Here is an 18401-nt window from a genome sequence, read left to right as displayed (position 1 = left end):
AGGAAGACCTAACTTGAGTAAAAAGTTACTTGCCGTAGTTTGATGCGGCGCGCTCTATTAGATCTGAGAAAGATCTAACTATACCCAAGGTCGAGTCTGTCTTCCTCAAACTCTCTTCCCTACTGGCCAACCCTTGGAGGGCCCTGATCGCGTCCACGTTCTCCGGGGTGACGATGCTCTCTTGGTGGACAGCTTGCATGAGGAACAACTCGTCCCCTTCTACGCTCACGCTTTCTTCGTACACAGCCAGCTCGTACAAATCGTACCTCTTCCTCCCGACGTCCCTAGCAAGCTCGATTATCTTAGCAGTGTCCTTCACCCCGCTGAGCTCGGAGGGGATTACCAATATCCTGGGCGCCTCTTCGAGGACCCTCAGGACGTCGCCTCTGGTTACGGGCTCGTCGAACCTTACGTTGAGCACGTGTGTGTGCATTATTGTCGTGGGCACCACGGCCGCAACTGTCTGGACGTCCAAGTCCGGCAAAATGGTCTTGACGTCCACGCCGTGGTTGCTGGGCAAAGTAACTGGATTAGGGACTATGGCGTTTATCGGTCCTTTCTTGGTCTCTGCGGGGTCGGCGCCCCTCCTAATTATGGTTGCCCTAACGCTCTTTATCTTAAAGTGGCCCCTCAAGGTGCATAAGACCCTCAGAAGGCCGGTTGTGTTGCACGACACTACCCTGGCGAACTGCTTTCCTTCGGCATCTTCGTAGTTACACAAGGTAGAGAACGAGAAGCCCGCGACCTCGTGTTTCTCGCCTCCTTGGAATATCGCCTTCACTCCGAACTTCTCGTAGAGAGGCTTGTACTCCTTGCCCACGCCTCCCGGAGTGGCGTCTACCACGAGGTCCGCTTTCTCTAGCAACTCCTTCAAAGTGCCTTGAACTTCTATTCCAGCCCTTTGGAACTTTTCCACCTTGTCCTCGGGAACGTAGAGCAAGCCCATGCGGGACGCTATCATAGCTAGGTAGTCCGGCTTTGTCTTGGTTACGCCTACGAGAGTCATGTCGTCTTGTCTTAACACAGCCTCCGCGACCCTCTTGCCTATGGTCCCGAAGCCGTTAACCGCGACCTTAACTCCCAAGGGCAGGCCTCCGGCGGGGACAGCTGGCGCTAACTCTTCAGCTTTCTCCCCCGTGGAGGTGGAGGGGTGTGAGGACGCCGTCCCAGAGCGAGCGGTGAGCGGTAGCGAACCGCCTGACCCCTTAGAACAACAAGTTCTCTAAGTAGTAATCTAAGAGGCCGTCGTCGTCGAACAAGCTGTACAGCCTCGCCAGCCTAACTTTACCCTCCAACAAGAACTTGTTGAGCTCGGAAACTATCCTCGCCAGCCTTTTGTTGCTGTCCTCGCCGTTTAGGGGGAACTGAATGTTCTCGTTGCCCCTTATGATCACCCGGTAGTAGGATCCGGACTTCTGTACCCCCGAGTATTTGAACCCTGCCTTCTTGGCTAAGTCAACTATGTCCCACGCTAAATCTATTTCTTTTGCGAATATGTCGAGAAGGGGATGGGAGGACTTCGCCCATACGTGCTTACACTTCGCCTCGCGGAGGGCGTTCTCTATCATTGGAACAGAAGTCGTGCGGTGAGTTTTGTAAATTATGCGAGTGGACCTCTTGTCCTCCGGAGAAACGTCGCTACAAGCCACGGTTATCCTTCCAGAACAGCTGCTCGTGGTGAACAAACCTTCGTGTGAGTTAATGATGTTTAATAGGTCCAACAACTCGTCGTCTACCATTCCCAGCGCCACCTCGCTCTTGAGGCGCTCCAGCGCTCTCGCCTTCATGAGGTCCCAACGCATTTCTTTGGACCCTCATGACATGTTGAAGAGTTCTTTAAAGGTTTGGACGTCAGGCTAGATTTTTATTCCCGCCAGTTAAGGCGCGGGGGGTTCGAGCGGTGGCCAAGCCCGCGCGTTGCTTCACCAAAAGACATACCAAAGGCTTCAGCGGCCCGCCCTACACGAGGCACGAGTACATCCACGGCATTCCGCAACCCAAGGTAGTCAAGTGGGTCATGGGCAACCCTCACGTGGAGGCTGAAGTGGAAGTCAGGCTGGTAGCGCTGGAGAGGGCGCAAGTAAGGCACAACGCTTTGGAAGCTGCGAGAGTAATGGTTCACAAGAATTTGTCGAGTGACATAGGCGAGAGCAACTACTTGTTCATAATAAAGAGGTACCCTCACCACGTGTTGAGGGAACATAAGTTCATGGCCTTCGCCGGCGCAGACAGGCTGCAAGAGGGCATGAGACACGCCTTCGGCAAGCCCGTCGGTCTCGCGACGAGGGTCTATCCCGGAATGGACATCCTCGTGGTAAGGACTAAGAAACAGTACGTAGACAAGGCAAAGGAGGCCTTGAAGATAGCGGCCTCTAAGATGCCGATGCCTTGTAGAATAGAGGTAGTGGAACTCAAGAAGTGATCCCTTTGAGATACGTCTTAGAGGAGGAAAGGGTAAAGGCTTTTGTGGAAAGGGTCAAACCCTCAAAGGTCTTGGTAGAGGCCCCGCCGGGCTTGCTCAAGCTCGCAGAGAGGGTTTGTGAGCTCGTAGGGACCGAATGCGAAGTTTCCGCAATGCCGGTGTTCGGCAGCTGCCTCACCTACGAGTTCTTCGAGGGCGACGCCATAATACACTTAGGACACAGCCCTTACCCTTGGTGGACTCCGAGGAAGCCTACGCTGTTCTTAGAGGTGCCGGTCCAAATAGAGACAAACGTAGACGTGATTAGGGATAAACTGAAGGGTAAAAAGGTAGTCCTAGGGGCAGTAGTACAGCACTTGAACTTGTTGAATACATTAAAAGAGCGCTTGAGGAGGTGGGGCTTCGAGCCACTCACGTTCGCCTCCAAAGGACTTAAGGAAGGCCAAGTGCTTGGGTGCGACTACAGGAACTTGAGGAGGGGACACGACGACTACCTCATAGTTGCCGGCGGGAAGTTCCACGCCCTCGGCGCCGCGCTGTACTTGAAGCGCGACGTGTTAGCCTTCGACCCGTACTCGTCGCGGACGGAAAGGCTAGACCCCGTCAAACTATTGGCGAGGAGGATGTGGCTGGTAGAAGAGGCTTCGAGGGCGAGGTCGGTGGCCCTCGTAGACGGACACGAGGGACAGTCCAGGCCCGGGCTTACGAGGGCCCTCAAGGAGGCCGCCGAGAGGGCCGGCATAAAGGTTAAGGTGTATAAATCCCTAATACTAACCCGAGAATTCGTTTTAAACTTGCCAGAGGAGGTGGTCGTTACGATCTCTTGCCCTAGGTTGGCGGTAGACGACCTCGGAGACGTACGGGAGAAGGTAGTGCTGGCGCCCGGAGAGTTCAGAGCCGCCGTTTTCGGTCTGGAGGCCTACACGTTTCCCTTTTAGACTATAGGGCCTCAATCCAGATTGGGAGAAAGTTTGGGTCTGGACGAGTATTACACCAAGAGCTTCGTGGCGGTCGAGGGGAGGGTCCTCTACGCGGTAGTGCCCAACTACAAGGGCCTGCTCGAAAGGGCTGAGGCCGGCGCGTTGGAGCTCGTGGCAGAACTCGAGAAGAACGGGTGCAAGCTAGTGGAGAGCGAGTTGAAAGAGGAGAGAGCTTTTTTCAGCTTCTTGTGCCCTGGAATACACCTAGTGTTAGCCTACATAAAGTGCAGCAAAGACGGGTGCAGCAAGAAGCTTGTGTCCGCGCTCCCACCGCTTCAAAAGCCGCGGGCTTCCAGCTATACTCCCAGCGGGGCAGTGTTATGGAGATAAGCTTCGTGGAGCAGTTTGTGGGCTCCCACGTCCAAGACCCATTCGGGAGGGTGGTAGGCACTCTGGTAAGCGTTTATTCTAACATAGACGGCGAGGTGGAGGCGGTAGAGCTAGCCCTTGGCGAGAACAGATTCACCACGGTATCGGCAGACAGGTTGGGGAAGAAGGACGGCAAGTTGGTAATAATGCCTTTATGGATGTCTGAGGCAAGGAGCGTGTATAGAAAGCTAGACACGGCTATGAGGAGGTTAAAGGCGCTAGAGACAATGTCTAATAACGATGACTTCAATCCGGAGCTGGTCGCCGAGGCGAGGAAGAGGGTTGAACAACAAATGACTAAGTTGAAGGAAAAGTTAGCCGAGGTCAAGAGAATGATAAGGGAGAGGATTAACGAGCTTGAGGACCAAATAATTCAAATGGAGAAGGCCATGGTTAACCTCCAGATGAGTTACATAGCCGGAGAGATAAGCGAGAGAAGGTACCAACAAGCAGCTTCCACGATAAGACAGCAGAAAGAAATAGTTAACGAAGAAAAGAGGACCTTGAAGGAGTGGCTCGAGAAGCTGGAGAGGTTGGAGAGAGAACCAGCAGAAGTCAGGGAACAGCCGAGGACTGCCGAGGCCCCGCAGACATCCACGACCCCCATAATGATAGACCTGCAAGATTAACTTCATTAAATATTGGAGGAGGTGTAGTAGACTATGGTACTTCCTTTTAGAAAGAAGAGGGGAAAGAGACTAAAGGACAAGTACTTCGAAAACCTCTACGAGGCCTTTGAGTGGGGGGAGAAGTTAGCCAAGTACCTTCACTCGCTAGAGAGGGAAAGGGAAGAGCTCGCCGAAGAGTACAAGGAAGCAAAGAAGAAGGGAGACCACGAAAAGGCTAAGCTGCTAGAACAGAACATAGAGGAAGTAAACACTAAAATAATGAGACTGAAGAAACTCTTGAAAATCATAGAGGCCGAGAGGAAACGCTTGGAGAGAGAGGGAGAGTACGTAGACGCGATAGCGTCCATGTCTAAAATAGAGGGCGCGCTCAGGAGCAACTTGTGGCTCCTCTCGGAAGCGCTGAGGCCTCAAGCAGAACTCGTCTTAAGCAGAATGGAAGAGACCCTAAGCACATCTAAGAAGAGCGCTCTGCCGAACATAGATACAGACTTTATATACAAGAACTACATATACAAGAACTACGCGAGCGAGAGGAGCCCGAGCGTTCCCAAGAGCGGAGAGGAACCCTTGCCGGAGTCTGCCCCGGTGCTGTTAGTTGATGGAATGGTAAGTAAATACGACTTCGAAGTGGTTGTTGATAAGGTCTATAAGGTCATAGAAACTTACGTTAAATTCGGCTACGGTAACAAGCTCAGTGTGAAGAAGATCGCGCAGCACGTCGGGGTGAGCGAACAAGAAGTTAGGAAAGCCTTAAAGGAATTGGAAAAGAGGGGCAAGATCAAGATCAGGAGGTCTTCGAATTGAGCAGGCTGGACAGGCTGGCACAATTCTATCTAAGAAAAGCCAAGGAAGCCGAAGCGATCGGGCGCCGTGACGAGGCGTTGACGAACTACAAGAACGCCGCTGAAGTGATCCAAAAGCTGCTGGACTTGTACCCGGATCACCCGCTGAAAAAAGCGTACTTAGAGTCCTTGAATAACATAAAGCTTAAGTTAAACGCTCTCCAAGAGGAACTCATGAGTGAGCCCGTTGGGAAGGAGGAGGTAGTGCGAGAGGTAGAGAGCGCCACGAGGCCCAAGGTCAGTTTTGATGACGTGGTGGGCTTGGAGGACGCGAAAAGAGCAATAGAGGAGGCAATAATATTCCCAACGAAGAGACCCGACTTGTTCCCCTTAGGGTGGCCCAGAGGGATACTGTTGTTCGGACCGCCCGGTTGCGGAAAGACTCTGTTGGCAGCAGCAGTGGCCAACGAACTGGATGCTGAGTTTATCTACGTAGATGCTGCAATGATAATGAGTAAGTGGCTAGGGCAGGCAGAGAAGAACGTTGCGAGCTTGTTTAGCAAGGCAAGAGAAATAGCCAGCTCCGGGAAGCCAGTCATAATATTTATAGACGAGGTGGACTCCCTCTTCGGTACGTACGCCAACGAAGTCGGCGGCGAAACTAGAATGAGGAATCAGTTCTTAAAAGAGATGGACGGTCTACAAGACAAAGGGTCCAACATCCAAGTATACGTGATCGGGGCTACTAACAAACCGTGGAAGTTGGACGAGGCGTTCGTGAGGAGGTTCGAGAAGAGGATCTATGTGCCTCCCCCAAACGAGGAGGCCAGGAAGAAGCTATTACTAAAAACCTTGTCAAAGATAAAGCATAAGGATGTGGATATTGATACCTTAGCGAAGTTGACAGAGGGCTACTCCTCGGCCGACATAGTGGCCTTGGTTAGGGATGCCTACATGAGGGTAGTAAGGGAGTTATTCGAGAAGAACAGCGGCATCGGAGACCCCAGGCCGGTAACTATGGACGACTTGCTATGGGCCTTAAAGAGGAGGAAACCAAGCATAAATAAGGAGACAATCAAGATGTATGAAGAGTGGCTTAAGGCGCACGGGGCGTTCTGAAGGCTTTTCTGTCCCTCCTTTAGCCCAGCTTTCGGAAAGTCGTCTTGATCTGTATAACGGGGGGCTCGGGCTACATAGGTTCAAAGTTAACCGAAGAACTCAGTAAATATGAAGAAGTAAGGGTTCTGGACCTAGTACCCCCTCCGGCGCCGCGCGCGAGGTTCGTGAAGGCGAACATACTCTCGCCAGAGGAGTTGAAGGTCGGACTGAGGGATTGCGAGTTGGTCTACCACTTAGCCGCCGAGATCAGAGCGGACGAGTCGTTAAACGAGCCGATGAAAGTTGTAAGGGTTAATGTGGAGGGCACGCTGAACGTCCTGGAAGCCGCCAGGCTCGCGGACGCGTCCTTGGTCTTCGCCTCGACCGCCGCTGTTTACGGAGAGGCCAAAGTGGTCCCGGTGTCGGAGGAACACCCCCTAGAGCCGGTCAACGTCTATGGAGCCACAAAGGTCGCCGGAGAGGCCTTGGTAATGTCCTACCACAAGGCCTTCGGATTGAAGACTTGGACGCTGAGGTTGTTTAACGTTTACGGGCCTAGCCCCTCCCAGAGCAGGGGGGTAGTGAGCGAGTTCTTGAAGAGGGCGCTGATGGGAGAACCCCTAACGGTTTACGGCGACGGGAGGCAGGTTAGGGACTTCGTGTTTATAGACGACGTAATTGAGGCTTTCAGGATGGTAAGGGACGTCCCAGGAGGTACTTACAACGTGGGGAGCGGGCGGGGGGTTAGCGTAATAACCCTCGCGAAAAAAATAATTAAAATAACCGGCTCTAATTCAGAGATATCTTTCCTACCGAGGAGGCCCGGAGACGTGAGGGTAAGCGTCGCCGACATCAAGAGGCTCTCGGCCTTCGGGTGGAGACCGAAGGTGAGCTTGGAGGAGGGGCTCCGGCTGACCGCTGAGGCCTTTAGGGCAAGGGGAACTTAACCGCCGCGTAACCGACCACAGCGCTCTTGTCGCCGGAAGTGTCCCCCGAGGTGGCGTGTTTGAGCAACACCGCGCTCTCCGCGCCGTACTCCTTATCTAAGTACATGTTTACCATTACGGGGCCTGGACCGCACATGCTTATGTCGTACTTTATCAAGACTTCTTGAAGGCCTTCGGGATCCAAGCTCACTACCCTCTCGAGCGCCATCATGTCCTTTTCTACAGTAACGTCGTGGGGCTCGTAGTGATTAAGGTCAGAGGACGAGAGGACCACGTAGTCTCTGCCCAAGTCTTCCATGACCTCTTTTATGGATTGCATCAACACCCTCGCCACTGAGGGGGTCTGGACCTTCATCACTATAGGCACTATCCTAAACGAGTCCCCGAAGAGGTACTGGAGGAAGGGAAGCTGCACCTCCAAGCTGTGTTCGTAGGCGTGGGCGCTGTAGTCCTCTTCTACTATACTGCTTACTTTGAGTAACTCACTTATGACCTCGTCGTCTGTCTTCACGCCGCCCAACGGGGTCTCCCATATGCTCGGAGGCATTACTGATACTGCCGGCCCCAGGCCGGTGTGGTTAGGACCGATTATAACGACCGTCTCTGGAGCGCCCTCTTGGGCCAAGTAGTAGTAGCTCCACGCGGCAACCGGGCCGGAATAGATGTAGCCCGCGTGAGGCACCATGTAGCCGACGCTGGCCTTCCTCCTCACGGAGCTTACCTTGGGGAGCTCCCCGGGCCCCACGGGGTGGGTGAAGCTCCACTCTATCAGCCTGACCAGCTCCTCGGCCTCCGCCGGGTAGAAGGTCCCGGCGACGGCTGGAGGTCTTACGAGCATTTCTTGAACCCGCGGCTGAAAAGGGGGACGAAGTTATTTTGTTGAAGCCCCATTAAGCTCGGTGCTCCTCACGCCAAGGGAGTGTACCCTTGCTGAAGGTTTTTAACACGTTAACCAGGAGGTTAGAGGAGTTCGAACCGTTAGAGCCCCCTCTGGTTAGGATGTATGTCTGCGGTCCCACAGTCTACGACCACTCTCACATAGGTCACGCGAGGACGTGGGTTGCGTTCGATATAATTAAGAAATACTTAAGGTTGAAAGGATACAACGTACTCCACGTTCAAAACATAACGGACATAGATGACAAGATAATAAATAGAGCGAAAGAGTTAGGGATAAGCTGGAAAGAGGTTGCTGATACATACACGGAAGAGTACTTCGAGCTCATGAAGAAGCTCAAAGTGTTCCCAACGATACACCCGAGGGTTACGGAACACATAGACGACATAATAGAATTCGTTCAAGACTTGGTGGACAAGGAATACGCATACGTCACCCAGAGCGGGGTCTACTTTGACGTGGACAAGTATCCCTACTACGGACAGCTTTCCGGTATAAAGGACAAGAAGATGTGGAGTCAAGAGGAGTTTGTCAAGGACAAGAAGAACCCTTATGACTTCGCGTTGTGGAAGTGTGCGAAGCCGGGCGAGCCTTGGTGGGATGCCCCTTGGTGTAAGGGCAGGCCAGGGTGGCACATAGAGTGTTCCACTATGAGCAGTAAGTACCTGGGCAAGCAATTTGACGTCCACGGAGGGGCTAGGGACTTGATATTTCCACACCATGAAAACGAGATAGCTCAAAGCGAGGCTCGCTTCGGCGTGAGGCCTTGGGTGAGGTACTGGTTGCACTCCGGCTACTTGACCGTAAAGGGGGAGAAGATGAGCAAGAGCTTGGGTAATATAGTACCCCTCAAGGACGTGTTGAAGGAGTTCGAACCCGAAGTGGTTAGGTACTGGCTTTCGACAGCCCACTACCGGAGCGAGCTGGACTTCTCGTGGGACAGACTGGAGGAGGCGAGGAGGAGTCTGACCAGAATGAGGATGACTGTCGAAGAATTAAGGAAAATAGTGAGAAAGGAAAGCCCCAAGGGCAAGCTGTCTGAACAAGAAATCAAGACCATTTACCAAATTTCGAAAATAAGGGACGACTTTTACCGCGCTATGGATAGCGACTTTAACACTCCCGAGGCGTGGGCGGCCGTGAGGGAGGCCCTAAGGGTAGGCAACAAGGCAATAGAGGAGGGGAGTTGGGAGGTCTCTCTAGCAGTCCTCCAGTTCGTAAATGAAGCTGACAGAGTCTTCGAGGTCTTCGAGGAGAGGGTCTCCGGAAACGTTGAGCCTTTCGTCGACTTGATTGTTGAGATTAGAAGCAAACTAAGAGAGATGAAGCAGTGGGAGTTGGCCGACTATATAAGGGCGAGGTTGGACGAGCTCGGGGTTAAGCTGTTGGATAAGGGTAAGGAAACGGAGTGGAGGTTCGCGTGATGAAACCTTGGCCGGGCGATCGATGAGCGAAGAGGTCACGGGGGCTGATTTCTCTATTTGAGGTCCTCTGGTGCCGGGGGTGGGATTTGAACCCACGCAGGCCTACGCCATCGGGTCCTAAGCCCGACCCCTTTGGCCAGGCTCGGGCACCCCGGCTCGGGAGGCCGAACGTTCTGTAGTTTATAAACATTTTCGAGAAAACTTATTAACCAGCTGGAGTCCCGACGCGTGGAGCCGGGGTAGCTCAGCTGGTAGAGCGCCGGGCTGTTAACCCGGTGGCCGGAGGTTCGAGTCCTCCCCCCGGCGCCACAACAATTATTAAGTCCCTTCACGCTCACGAAGTCGGAACCCCGGTCCCGCGCTTAGCAGCCCCGAGTCCCCGGGGTCCGATGGGCGCGGGGCGGGTCGCTCCCGGCCCAACCCCTTCTCCCACTAACGGAGGCTCGGGTCCTATATTACGCCCCAGTGAAGGGGCGTTGGAGAGCTTAACATGCCGTGGAGCGTCTTGGAGGCATTGAGGAAAAACCCAGAGGTCCTAATAGAGTCCATGAAGAAGAGGTGTAAGGACCCTCGACCGGTGTACGAAGCAATAAAGGTGGACGAGGAGTGGAGGAAGACCCTCCAAGAGGTGGAGAGGCTGAGGCACGAACACAACAAGATAACTCGTGAGGTCGCGAAGGCAAAAGATGAGACAGAGAGGGATGAACTAATAAAAAAGGCAAAGGAGTTGCTGATTATAAAGGAAGAGCTAGAAAAGAAGCTGAAGGAACTGGAGGCCAAGAGGGAGGAGATCCTCCTATCCTTGCCGAACTTGGTCCATCCATCAGTCCCAGAGGGCTGCGACGAGGACCACAACGTGCCGGTCCGGTTCTGGGGAAGGCCGAAGGTCTGGAAGGGTCACTTGGAGGAGTTCGAGAAACAGACGAGGGCGTGGGGGTTCAACGTAGAATACGAAGTAGCGGAAGAGAGGTTCGTAGGACATGCGGACATGCTTGAAAAGGTGTTGAAGCTGGGCGACACCCACAAGGCCGCCCAAGTGGCCTCCTCTAGGTTCTATTACCTATTCAAAGACTTGGTGTGGCTGGACTACGCACTAATGATGTACGCTATGGACTTCTTAAGTAAGAAAGGGTTCACGTTGGTGGAACCTCCCTATATGGTGAGATTCAAGGTGTTAAGGGGAGTAATAGACGTAGAGACGTTCAAGGACGCAATATATAAGATAGAGGGAGAGGATTTATACCTAATCGCCACCTCGGAGCACCCATTAGCTGCCTATAAGATGGAAGAGATTATTGACGAAAGCGAGTTGCCAATAAAGCTTGCCGGGGTTAGCCCCTGCTTCAGGAAGGAGGCGGGGGCGGGGAACAGAGACTTGAAGGGCATATTCAGAGTTCACCAGTTCCACAAGGTTGAACAGTTCGTCTTCTCCAAGCCCGAGGACAGCTGGGAAGTCTTGGAGGATCTGATAAGGAACGCGGAAGAGCTGGTCAGAGGGCTCGAGCTCCCCTACAGGGTGGTTAACGTGTGCGGGGGCGAGCTCGGGAGCCCAGCCGCCAAGAAGTACGACCTGGAGGTCTGGTACCCGGCCCAAGGGAGGTACAGGGAGCTCGTGAGCGCGTCCAACTGCACCGACTGGCAGAGCTACCGGCTCAAGATAAGGTACAGGATAAAGGGCGGAAAGAAACACGACCTAGTCCACACGTTAAACTCCACTGCCCTGGCCACTACGAGGACCATAACTGCCATTTTGGAGAACCACCAACTGCCAGACGGTCGCGTGAGGATACCTAAGGTGTTGAGAAAGTACTTAGAACCGTTCGAAAGCGCACCTAAGGAGTACATAGAGCCTTGGACCGGAGTCTGACTGAAGAAAGAATATTTAAACCCTTTAAAAATCCTTAAAAAGCGGGTCCCACTTTGTCTCTCGACGCTGAGATCAAGCCTAGTATAAAAATAGAGAACATCGTTGCCACGGTATCCATAGACCAGAACATAGATTTGGAGAAAATTGAGAAGGAATTCGACAACAACGTGGAGTATGATCCGGACCAGTTCCCGGGCCTCATATTTCGGCTGGAGGAACCCCGGGTCACAGCCCTAATATTCAAGTCCGGCAAAATGGTAGTGACCGGCGCAAAGAGCACGCAAGAACTGATAAAAGCGGTCAAGAAGATATTCTACATCCTTAAGTCAAAAGGAATAGTTAGCGGCAAAGTCAGACCGCGCATACAGATACAGAACATAGTTGCCTCTGCAAACTTGGGCGTAGAGGTCCACTTGGAGAAGGCTGCCTACTTGCTAGAGAACAGCATGTACGAGCCGGAGCAGTTCCCGGGCCTCATCTATAGGTTGGACGAACCCAGGGTGGTATTGCTCTTGTTCTCCTCGGGAAAAATGGTCGTCACCGGTGCGAAAAAAGAGGAGGAAGTTAGCAGGGCAGTAGAGAAGGTGTTCCAGAACTTAAAGGAGAAAGGGTGTATAAGGGAGCCCGAGGTCGACCTAAGCGTAGAAGAAATGTTGGGAGACGACGAAGAGCTTTAAGACCCCAAAAGCTCCTTCACTTTTTCCACTATTTGTTCCGTTTCCTCCTCGCTCAGCTCTAGATCTGGGACTACGCTCAACACAATCTTCAAGAAATCGATCTCTGTAGGACACTCGTTCTCTATCGCGACGCGGGCCTCCTCTTCTAGGCCCATTTCCTTCAAGAAGTCGTCCAGTTCCCTAACTTTGTCTAACGTGCACTTTATCACTAACCTCAGGTGTCTCACGCTGTTCGTTATCGCTGTGTACTCCATCTTGCTCGCCTCTGGGCCTAGCTCCTTCCACCTCTTCTCCAACATTACCAACGCTTCCGTGTTCGATATGTACCTCGCCTCCAGCTGTTCTTTCAAACCTCTTCCCGCGAGCCGTTCCAGAAGGGGCCTTTTCCGTTTCTTCCCTTATTTTGCTCAACTTTACCCACTTGTTTACTTTGTTGTTGAGTTTGTAGACGTAAAAGCCGCTCTTAATTTTCACCTTAGTCACAACGCCAGCGTTAATTAGTTGCGTTAAATGGAAGTTGACGTAACTCTCGTCGCCGTCCATCCCGTACTCTAGAAGGGCGTTGCGGAGGGCTTCCCACACGACGCCCTTCCTAGACCTACTCAAGTATAGTACCATCGCCAGCCTGGCCGGGTGACCTAAAGCTGCGAAGGTCCTAGCGACCTCCTCTAGCCCCAACTTCCCCTCAGTTACAGTAGCGTTCCGGCGCCATTTCGAACGCACGAACGGACGTTTTCCAGAAAACACCTCTCGGAAGGCGGGGACGAAGGGTCTAAGTGTTGAAGTACAGGGCCACGATATTCGACGTGGACGGCGTGCTCCTCACCTTCAAAAGCAGCTGGGAGTTTGTACACAAGAGCTTAGGGACTTCCGGATCCTTGGAAGATATGAAGAAGTACTTCCGCGGTGAGATAAGTTACGAAGAGTGGTGCAGAAGGGACTGGGAGAGGTGGAAGTCGGCGAAAGGGGACTTGACCCGAGAGGACATATTGAAAATTATGGAAAGGGTGGTGGATTACTTACATCCAAACGCAGCCGACTCGGTGGACTTGGTTAGGAGGAGGGGGATGGCAATTGGATTGCTCAGCGCGGGTTTGGAGGCGAGCACGGCCAAGGTAGCTGAACTGCTGGGCGTTCACTTGTGGTTGGCCAATCAGTGCTACGAGTGTAAGCCCGCAGTGGAACCGAAGAACAAAGCTTTGGGATTGAAGAAGCTATTAGAAAGATTGGATATAACCTTAAATGAGGTGATATATGTAGGTGACAGTGTGATAGACGTACCGGCGATGTTGGCCTCCGGTTGCTCCATAGGCTTGAGGGACCCCCAACTCAAAAGGTTCTCAACGATATGGATAGAGGACTTGAGCTCATTTGAGGAGGCTCTCCTTCAGTGCGTCAACTACTCTGGCTCTGTTAAGCCCCAACCATACGATGAACAGCATAACTATCGCTATAGCGAAGGAGACTACTTTAATTGGGTCGGGCTTCTTGATCTCGACTGATATTAGTTCCCTCAACAGTGACAGCATGCCTACCTCCACAGCTATGCGCAAGTAGTCGTAAGAGCTGGTGTAGCGTGCTACCACTATTTGGAGGACGTCGATGATTATTAGCGTTAATAAGGTTATATCTAGCAGTTCCACAACCGCTTCCTTAGTAACTGTAAACCCCCTAGCGTTCTCGGTTATGCGGATGAAGTCGCTGGCTAGGGTCTGGCCGAACCACAAGAGCGAGAGAAACGTGAACGCGGCTGTCAACAATATTAGTATGATCTCTAACGTCATCACTATGTATTCGAAATACTCGCTGGGTATGTTACTACCTCCCAAGGTACCCCCGCTGGGACCGGAGGCCGGCTATTTTAAAAAGCACCTTAATGTAGCTTAAGGAGGTGCGAGTTTGGAGGCCAGCTCCTTGGCCTCCTTTAGTAATCCCTTGACCTCCTCCAAACTCGTCAGTTCCGCAACTCCCCTGACGTCCAGCCTCACGCTGTACTTGCCTCCTTGCTCCTCCACCCTCGCCTCCATTCTGTCCCCCTCTACGACTACCTTGTCCTCGGAGAGCTTTACCTCTGCGAAGTCACCTACGACCTCTTCAACTGCTTTCTTGAGCATATCCAAGACGCTGCTAACCTCTTCGACCTCTCCGCTCTTCTTTAACTCTTCTAGGGCTTTTTCAATGGCCTTTGTTATCTCCTCGTCGTCCTTGTAAGCTTCCTTAGTCTTTTCTAAAATCTTTATGATGGCGGCCTTTGCCCCGGCGGCGTTGAACAGCTCCACCACTTCTTTCCAGAGGGGGGACTGTAAGAACTTCACTAGGTTCTTGGGGTCGCCGCCGAACGCGCTGAAGTTATACTTGTTCTCCGCCAGCTCGAGCTTCTTCCTGATCTCTGTCAATATTTGCACAGGGATTTCGAACTCTAGCAAGGTGGGGTTCACTATCTGCCTCAAGAAGTCCTTCGGCACCTCCTATCTCCCCTGATAAAGGGGAGGGATAGGTTATGAGTGGAAACCGCATTGATAGCATTTATAAAATCCCTCTGCCGCCCGGCGCTAGGAGATGCTTATTGTTGAGGGCGTAAGGATCGCAGAGGAGCTGGAAAACCTTCCCAAAGAAGTCCGCATTTTTGATACCACCTTACGCGACGGCGAGCAAACCCCCGGGATAAGCTTCACCAAGGAGCAAAAACTAATCATCGCGAAACAGCTAGCGAAGCTGGGAGTAGCTAGCATAGAGGCCGGCTTCCCGGCAGTCTCCCAAGGCGAGTTCGAGGCGGTCAGGGAAATAGCCAGAGAGGGCCTAGGTCCCGAAATAGTGGCGCTGGCAAGAGCAAACAAGAGGGACATCGATAAGGCGCTGGACGCCGATGTAGACGCCATCCACGTGTTCATTGCAGCCTCTGACATCCACTTAAAGTACAAGCTCAGGATAACGAGGGAGGAAGCCCTCAGGAGGGCGGTGGAGGCAGTCGAGTACGCGAAGAGTCACGGAGTGACGGTGGAGTTCAGCCCCGAGGACGGCACCAGGGCGGACCTCAACTACCTCTATAAGATGGTCGAGGCGGTAGTGGACGCAGGGGCAGACAGAGTAGACATACCGGACACAGTAGGCGTCATGACTCCTACTCGAATGAAATACTTGATAAAGTTCATACTGCCCGCCGCGAAGGGAAGGATTGTTAGTGTCCACTGCCACAACGACTTCGGCCTAGCGGTGGCCAACAGTATAGCCGGCATAGAGGCCGGCGCCAAGCAGGCCCACGTGACCGTGAACGGAATAGGTGAGAGGGCCGGCAACGCCGCCCTCGAGGAGGTCGTAGCGGCTCTTGAGTTCTTACTGAACGTGCGAACCGGTATAAACACTAAGTTACTGTACGAGACCAGCTTGCTTGTCTCTAAGATAGCCGGCATACCCATACCCCCTAACAAGCCTATCGTTGGCGAGAACGTCTTCAGCCACGAGTCCGGAATACACGTCCACGGAGTGATCAACAACCCGTTCACCTATGAGCCGATACAACCCGAGATGGTTGGCCAGAAGAGGAGGATCGTGCTCGGCAAGCACTCTGGGAGGCACGGCGTAGAGTACGCCCTCAAGACCTTAGGCTATCCCACCGATCCCGACGTAGTCTTAAGAGTATTGGACGAGGTTAAGAGGCTTGGGGACATGGGCGTCAGAGTGACCGAGGACAAGCTAAGAGAAATAGTAGAAAAAGTTTTAGATGAGAGGGAGAGGGCTAAGGAGGCTGCAACCTCTTAATGACCTCCTCTGCGAACTCTAACGTACTGTAGTTCCCGCCTAAATCCGGAGTCCTCACGCCCTCGGACAAGGCCCTTTCTATTGCACCCTCGAGGGCCGAGGCCGCCTCTGTCCCCTTGGAGAGTCCTTTCTTCCTCTCCAACCACTCTAACATCATTGACGCCGCCAACATGGTCGCCGTAGGGTTCGCTATCCCTTTACCGGCTATATCGAAGGCCGCCCCGTGGACGGGCTCGAAGAGCGCGCGTTCCTCGCCTATGTTGCCGCTGGGCGCCAAGCCCAAGCTGCCAACTACTTGGGCTGCCAAGTCCGAGAGTATGTCTCCGAAGACGTTGGGGGTCAACATGACGTCGAACCTCTCCGGGCGGCGGACTAGCTCCATCGCGGCCGCGTCAACGTACATCTCGTCTACCTCCACGCCCTCGCTCTCCAAGACCTCTTTGGCGACGTCCCTAAAGAGACCGCACGTCAACCGCATGACGTTCGCCTTGTGTACTATAGTAACCTTGTTCCTACGAGCTTTGGCGTACTCGGCCGCCACCCTCGCGACCCTCCTCGTCTCCCTTTCGGAGGCAACTCGGAGGCCCACGGCAACCTTGTGGCCCAAGGAGGTTCGGGGCAAGAAGTTTTCCGCGCCTACATATAAATCTTCTATGTTTTCTCTCACTATTACTAGGTCAATGTTTTTCTTGAGTGCCGGAACGCCGGGCAAGACCTTCGCCGGCCTTATGTTCGCGAAAAGGTCGAGTTCCCTCCTCAGCTTGACGATCACGTCTGCCGCAGTCTCGCCCACGGGACCCTTGAGAATAGCGTCCGCTCGCATCAACTTCTCGTAGCTCTCCTTGGGGAGGGCCTCGCCATACTTCTCCTTGGCTCTGTCGCCCGCCTCGACGAAGACGAAGTTTAACGATAAGTCAAACATTTCTTTTATCTTTTTGAGCACTTTAAGCGTGGCCCCCACGACCTCCGGGCCTATGCCGTCACCCTCAATGACGGCCACTGTTACCATAAACACCTACACCGAACGGGGAGTCTAGGGGTAGGAACAAAAATCATTTCGTAGGAGTAATCAACAGCTTAAAGCCTACCGTGATTGAGGCTACGTAGGCCCCCGCCTCCCTGGGCGAGACGTTGCCCGCGAACAAGTCTGTTTTCAAAGGTATGACCACTACGCTTGTGGCGTTCCTAAGTATCGGCAAGTCTAACGAGCCCAGCTCCACGACTTTATCATCCTCCTTCCAATAGACTTGTAGCCCCTTCGGGACTGTTACTCCGGAACCGTTGAGCGCGGCCTTCTCGAGTACCGGCTTGACGTAGAACCTAAGCGTCCTGGCCCCGAACACTGGGTTGACGTCTACCACTTCTACGCTCCCGCCTTTCTCGAAGAAAACTGCTATGTCGATAACTGCGTACGGTTTGTTATCGTCCAAGTCATACGTGTAGGTTATTACACGTTTATATATGCTCTCAGTAACCGAGCTACCGGGCACGCCCAAGGAAACCTCAAGCCTGGGCAAGTACTCTAGAGGCACATTGTATACTTGATAGAGCGACACCGTTACTACTAGCTTCAAGTCGCCTAGGGGAGCGGCATCCAGCGAGTCCCACACGCCGTCCCCGTCAGTGTCCGGGTTAAGGGGGTTGGTGTGGTAGACCTTTACTTCGAGGTAGTCGCTGAGTTTGTCTTCGTCCGTGTCGGGATTGAGTGGGTTGGTCTTGTAGACCTTCACTTCTTGGTAGTCAGTCAGTTTGTCCCCGTCGGTGTCCTCATTGAACGGATTGGTACCGTAGACCTTCACTTCTTGATAGTCGGTTAACCCATCTCTGTCCGTGTCGGGATTGAGTGGGTTGGTCTTGTAGACCTTCACTTCTTGGTAGTCGGTTAGGCCGTCCCTGTCCGTATCGTTGGAGAGCGGGCTGGTGTGGTACTTCATCAATTCGTTGTAGTCCGTTAGCCCATCTCTGTCAGTGTCAGGGTTAAGGGGGTTAGTTTGATAGACCTTCACTTCTTGGTAGTCAGTCAGTTTGTCGTTGTCGGTGTCTTGGCTTAGCGGGTTGGTGCCGTAGACCTTCACTTCTTGGTAGTCAGTCAGTTTGTCCCCGTCGGTGTCGGCGAGCGTGGGGCTGGTGTGGTACTTCATCACTTCTTGGTAATCGGTTAGCCCATCTCTGTCAGTGTCAGGGTTGAGCGGGTTAGTGTGGTATATTACGGTCTCTTGGTAGTCGCTGAGCCCGTCCTTGTCGGTATCGGGAGTGAGAGGAGAAGTACCTATGGTTACCTCTTGGTAGTCGGTGAGCTTGTCGCTGTCGGTGTCGCGGTTGAGCGGGTTGGTGCCGTAGACCTTTACCTCTTGGTAGTCAGTGAGCTTGTCGTTGTCAGTATCCACCTTGAACGGGTTGGTGTGGTATTTAAGGATCTCCTCGCCGTCGCTCAAGCCGTCCCTGTCCGTATCGTTGGAGAGCGGGCTGGTGTGGTACTTCATCACTTCTTGGTAATCGGTTAACCCGTCCTTGTCGGTGTCCGGGTTAAGGGGGTTAGTTTGATAGAC

20 protein-coding genes, 2 tRNA genes and 1 pseudogene are annotated in these 18401 nt (G+C 53.1%); 13 read left to right on the top strand and 10 right to left on the bottom strand.

Translation table 11 applies throughout. From position 1 onward, the window contains the following. Positions 1–25: 25 nt before the first annotated feature. Entirely contained in the window at positions 26–1084 is a 1059-nt protein-coding gene (locus AC1HCZ_RS02540; RefSeq protein WP_479461975.1) for a type II glyceraldehyde-3-phosphate dehydrogenase, read from the bottom strand. A gap of 121 nt (positions 1085–1205) precedes the next feature. Next, positions 1206–1802: a tRNA-wybutosine modification methyltransferase TYW3 gene (locus AC1HCZ_RS02535; protein WP_479461974.1), complete on the bottom strand. Its 597-nt coding sequence runs from the start codon at positions 1800–1802 to the stop codon at positions 1206–1208. 98 nt (positions 1803–1900) lie between these two features. On the opposite strand from AC1HCZ_RS02535, the gene AC1HCZ_RS02530 reads away from it, so the two are divergent. The 7 genes from AC1HCZ_RS02530 to AC1HCZ_RS02500 are packed head-to-tail and all read left to right on the top strand — an operon-like array spanning position 1901 to position 7227. After that, positions 1901–2422 carry a 50S ribosomal protein L16 gene (locus tag AC1HCZ_RS02530; RefSeq protein WP_479461973.1) on the top strand — a complete coding sequence of 174 codons (522 nt, stop codon included), beginning with the start codon at positions 1901–1903 and terminating at the stop codon, positions 2420–2422. Continuing rightward, positions 2419–3360 carry a diphthamide synthesis protein gene (locus tag AC1HCZ_RS02525; protein WP_479461972.1) on the top strand — a complete coding sequence of 314 codons (942 nt, stop codon included), beginning with the start codon at positions 2419–2421 and terminating at the stop codon, positions 3358–3360. Before AC1HCZ_RS02530 ends, AC1HCZ_RS02525 begins: the two co-directional genes overlap by 4 nt. 33 nt (positions 3361–3393) lie before the next feature. Next, a complete protein-coding gene (locus AC1HCZ_RS02520) occupies positions 3394–3732 on the top strand; it encodes a hypothetical protein (protein WP_479461971.1) in 339 nt (112 codons plus the stop codon). Further along, positions 3723–4400 carry a CdvA-like protein gene (locus tag AC1HCZ_RS02515; protein WP_479461970.1) on the top strand — a complete coding sequence of 226 codons (678 nt, stop codon included), beginning with the start codon at positions 3723–3725 and terminating at the stop codon, positions 4398–4400. The genes AC1HCZ_RS02520 and AC1HCZ_RS02515 overlap by 10 nt, the downstream gene beginning before the upstream one ends. 33 nt (positions 4401–4433) lie before the next feature. Continuing rightward, positions 4434–5204: a GntR family transcriptional regulator gene (locus AC1HCZ_RS02510; RefSeq protein ID WP_479461969.1), complete on the top strand. Its 771-nt coding sequence runs from the start codon at positions 4434–4436 to the stop codon at positions 5202–5204. Beyond that, positions 5201–6301, top strand: a complete 1101-nt coding sequence (locus AC1HCZ_RS02505; RefSeq protein WP_479461968.1) for an AAA family ATPase — start codon at positions 5201–5203, stop codon at positions 6299–6301. The genes AC1HCZ_RS02510 and AC1HCZ_RS02505 overlap by 4 nt, the downstream gene beginning before the upstream one ends. A gap of 44 nt (positions 6302–6345) precedes the next feature. Then, positions 6346–7227 (top strand): NAD-dependent epimerase/dehydratase family protein, encoded by an 882-nt coding sequence (locus AC1HCZ_RS02500; protein ID WP_479461967.1) that lies wholly within the window; start codon positions 6346–6348, stop codon positions 7225–7227. Here AC1HCZ_RS02500 and amrB read toward each other — a convergent pair. After that, positions 7208–8065, bottom strand: a complete 858-nt coding sequence (gene amrB / locus AC1HCZ_RS02495) for an AmmeMemoRadiSam system protein B (RefSeq protein WP_479461966.1) — start codon at positions 8063–8065, stop codon at positions 7208–7210. The two genes, AC1HCZ_RS02500 and amrB, sit on opposite strands and share 20 nt — an antisense overlap. 89 nt (positions 8066–8154) lie before the next feature. Between amrB and cysS the strand changes: the two genes are divergently transcribed. Continuing rightward, positions 8155–9549 carry a cysteine--tRNA ligase gene (gene cysS, locus AC1HCZ_RS02490; protein ID WP_479461965.1) on the top strand — a complete coding sequence of 465 codons (1395 nt, stop codon included), beginning with the start codon at positions 8155–8157 and terminating at the stop codon, positions 9547–9549. 68 nt (positions 9550–9617) lie between these two features. Here the strand turns inward: cysS and AC1HCZ_RS02485 are convergent. Further along, positions 9618–9705, bottom strand: a tRNA-Leu gene (locus AC1HCZ_RS02485). Positions 9706–9782: 77 nt separating this feature from the next. Between AC1HCZ_RS02485 and AC1HCZ_RS02480 the strand changes: the two genes are divergently transcribed. From AC1HCZ_RS02480 to AC1HCZ_RS02470, 3 genes are all read left to right on the top strand, one after another. Further along, positions 9783–9858, top strand: a tRNA-Asn gene (locus tag AC1HCZ_RS02480). Between the two features lie 181 nt (positions 9859–10039). Continuing rightward, positions 10040–11416: a serine--tRNA ligase gene (serS, locus tag AC1HCZ_RS02475; RefSeq protein ID WP_479461964.1), complete on the top strand. Its 1377-nt coding sequence runs from the start codon at positions 10040–10042 to the stop codon at positions 11414–11416. A 53-nt stretch (positions 11417–11469) separates the two neighbouring features. Beyond that, on the top strand, positions 11470–12093 hold the full coding sequence (locus AC1HCZ_RS02470) for a TATA-box-binding protein (protein ID WP_479461963.1): 624 nt from the start codon (positions 11470–11472) through the stop codon (positions 12091–12093). Here the strand turns inward: AC1HCZ_RS02470 and AC1HCZ_RS02465 are convergent. Then, a complete protein-coding gene (locus AC1HCZ_RS02465; RefSeq protein ID WP_479461996.1) occupies positions 12090–12392 on the bottom strand; it encodes a hypothetical protein in 303 nt (100 codons plus the stop codon). The genes AC1HCZ_RS02470 and AC1HCZ_RS02465 overlap by 4 nt on opposite strands. Next, a complete protein-coding gene (locus AC1HCZ_RS02460; RefSeq protein ID WP_479461998.1) occupies positions 12274–12771 on the bottom strand; it encodes an ArsR/SmtB family transcription factor in 498 nt (165 codons plus the stop codon). The genes AC1HCZ_RS02465 and AC1HCZ_RS02460 overlap by 119 nt, the downstream gene beginning before the upstream one ends. Before the next feature lie 98 nt (positions 12772–12869). Between AC1HCZ_RS02460 and AC1HCZ_RS02455 the strand changes: the two are divergent. Beyond that, positions 12870–13397, top strand: a pseudogene (locus AC1HCZ_RS02455) (HAD-IB family phosphatase); the annotation flags it as partial. Between the two features lie 63 nt (positions 13398–13460). On the opposite strand, the gene AC1HCZ_RS02450 reads toward AC1HCZ_RS02455, so the two are convergent. Continuing rightward, positions 13461–13922: a phosphate-starvation-inducible PsiE family protein gene (locus AC1HCZ_RS02450; protein WP_479461962.1), complete on the bottom strand. Its 462-nt coding sequence runs from the start codon at positions 13920–13922 to the stop codon at positions 13461–13463. Between the two features lie 54 nt (positions 13923–13976). After that, the gene (locus AC1HCZ_RS02445; protein WP_479461961.1) at positions 13977–14558 is read right to left on the bottom strand and encodes a hypothetical protein; all 582 of its coding nucleotides are present in this window, start codon (positions 14556–14558) and stop codon (positions 13977–13979) included. A 94-nt stretch (positions 14559–14652) separates the two neighbouring features. Between AC1HCZ_RS02445 and AC1HCZ_RS02440 the strand changes: the two genes are divergently transcribed. Then, complete coding sequence (locus AC1HCZ_RS02440) at positions 14653–15852, top strand: isopropylmalate synthase (protein ID WP_479461960.1); 1200 nt, start codon at positions 14653–14655, stop codon at positions 15850–15852. On the opposite strand, the gene AC1HCZ_RS02435 is transcribed toward AC1HCZ_RS02440, so the two are convergent. After that, positions 15830–16861: an isocitrate/isopropylmalate dehydrogenase family protein gene (locus tag AC1HCZ_RS02435; protein WP_479461959.1), complete on the bottom strand. Its 1032-nt coding sequence runs from the start codon at positions 16859–16861 to the stop codon at positions 15830–15832. The two genes, AC1HCZ_RS02440 and AC1HCZ_RS02435, sit on opposite strands and share 23 nt — an antisense overlap. Positions 16862–16904: 43 nt before the next feature. Beyond that, positions 16905–18401: binary toxin-like calcium binding domain-containing protein (locus AC1HCZ_RS02430; RefSeq protein WP_479461958.1), on the bottom strand; the 1497-nt coding region annotated here is incomplete at its 5' end.

The sequence above is a fragment of the Ignicoccus sp. genome (assembly GCF_056435145.1).
Note: the sequence above shows the minus strand (reverse complement) of the source record. Positions and strands in the feature narration are given on the sequence as shown.

Bases quoted from the DNA above. Each gene is read 5' to 3' on its own strand.
- AC1HCZ_RS02535 (WP_479461974.1), bottom strand. From the start codon at position 1,802: ATGCGTTGGGACCTCATGAAGGCGAGAGCGCTGGAGCGCCTCAAGAGC.
- AC1HCZ_RS02515 (WP_479461970.1), top strand. From the start codon at position 3,723: ATGGAGATAAGCTTCGTGGAGCAGTTTGTGGGCTCCCACGTCCAAGAC.
- AC1HCZ_RS02510 (WP_479461969.1), top strand. From the start codon at position 4,434: ATGGTACTTCCTTTTAGAAAGAAGAGGGGAAAGAGACTAAAGGACAAG.
- amrB (WP_479461966.1), bottom strand. From the start codon at position 8,065: ATGCTCGTAAGACCTCCAGCCGTCGCCGGGACCTTCTACCCGGCGGAG.
- serS (WP_479461964.1), top strand. From the start codon at position 10,040: ATGCCGTGGAGCGTCTTGGAGGCATTGAGGAAAAACCCAGAGGTCCTA.
- AC1HCZ_RS02465 (WP_479461996.1), bottom strand. From the start codon at position 12,392: ATGTTGGAGAAGAGGTGGAAGGAGCTAGGCCCAGAGGCGAGCAAGATG.
- AC1HCZ_RS02440 (WP_479461960.1), top strand. From the start codon at position 14,653: ATGCTTATTGTTGAGGGCGTAAGGATCGCAGAGGAGCTGGAAAACCTT.
- AC1HCZ_RS02435 (WP_479461959.1), bottom strand. From the start codon at position 16,861: ATGGTAACAGTGGCCGTCATTGAGGGTGACGGCATAGGCCCGGAGGTC.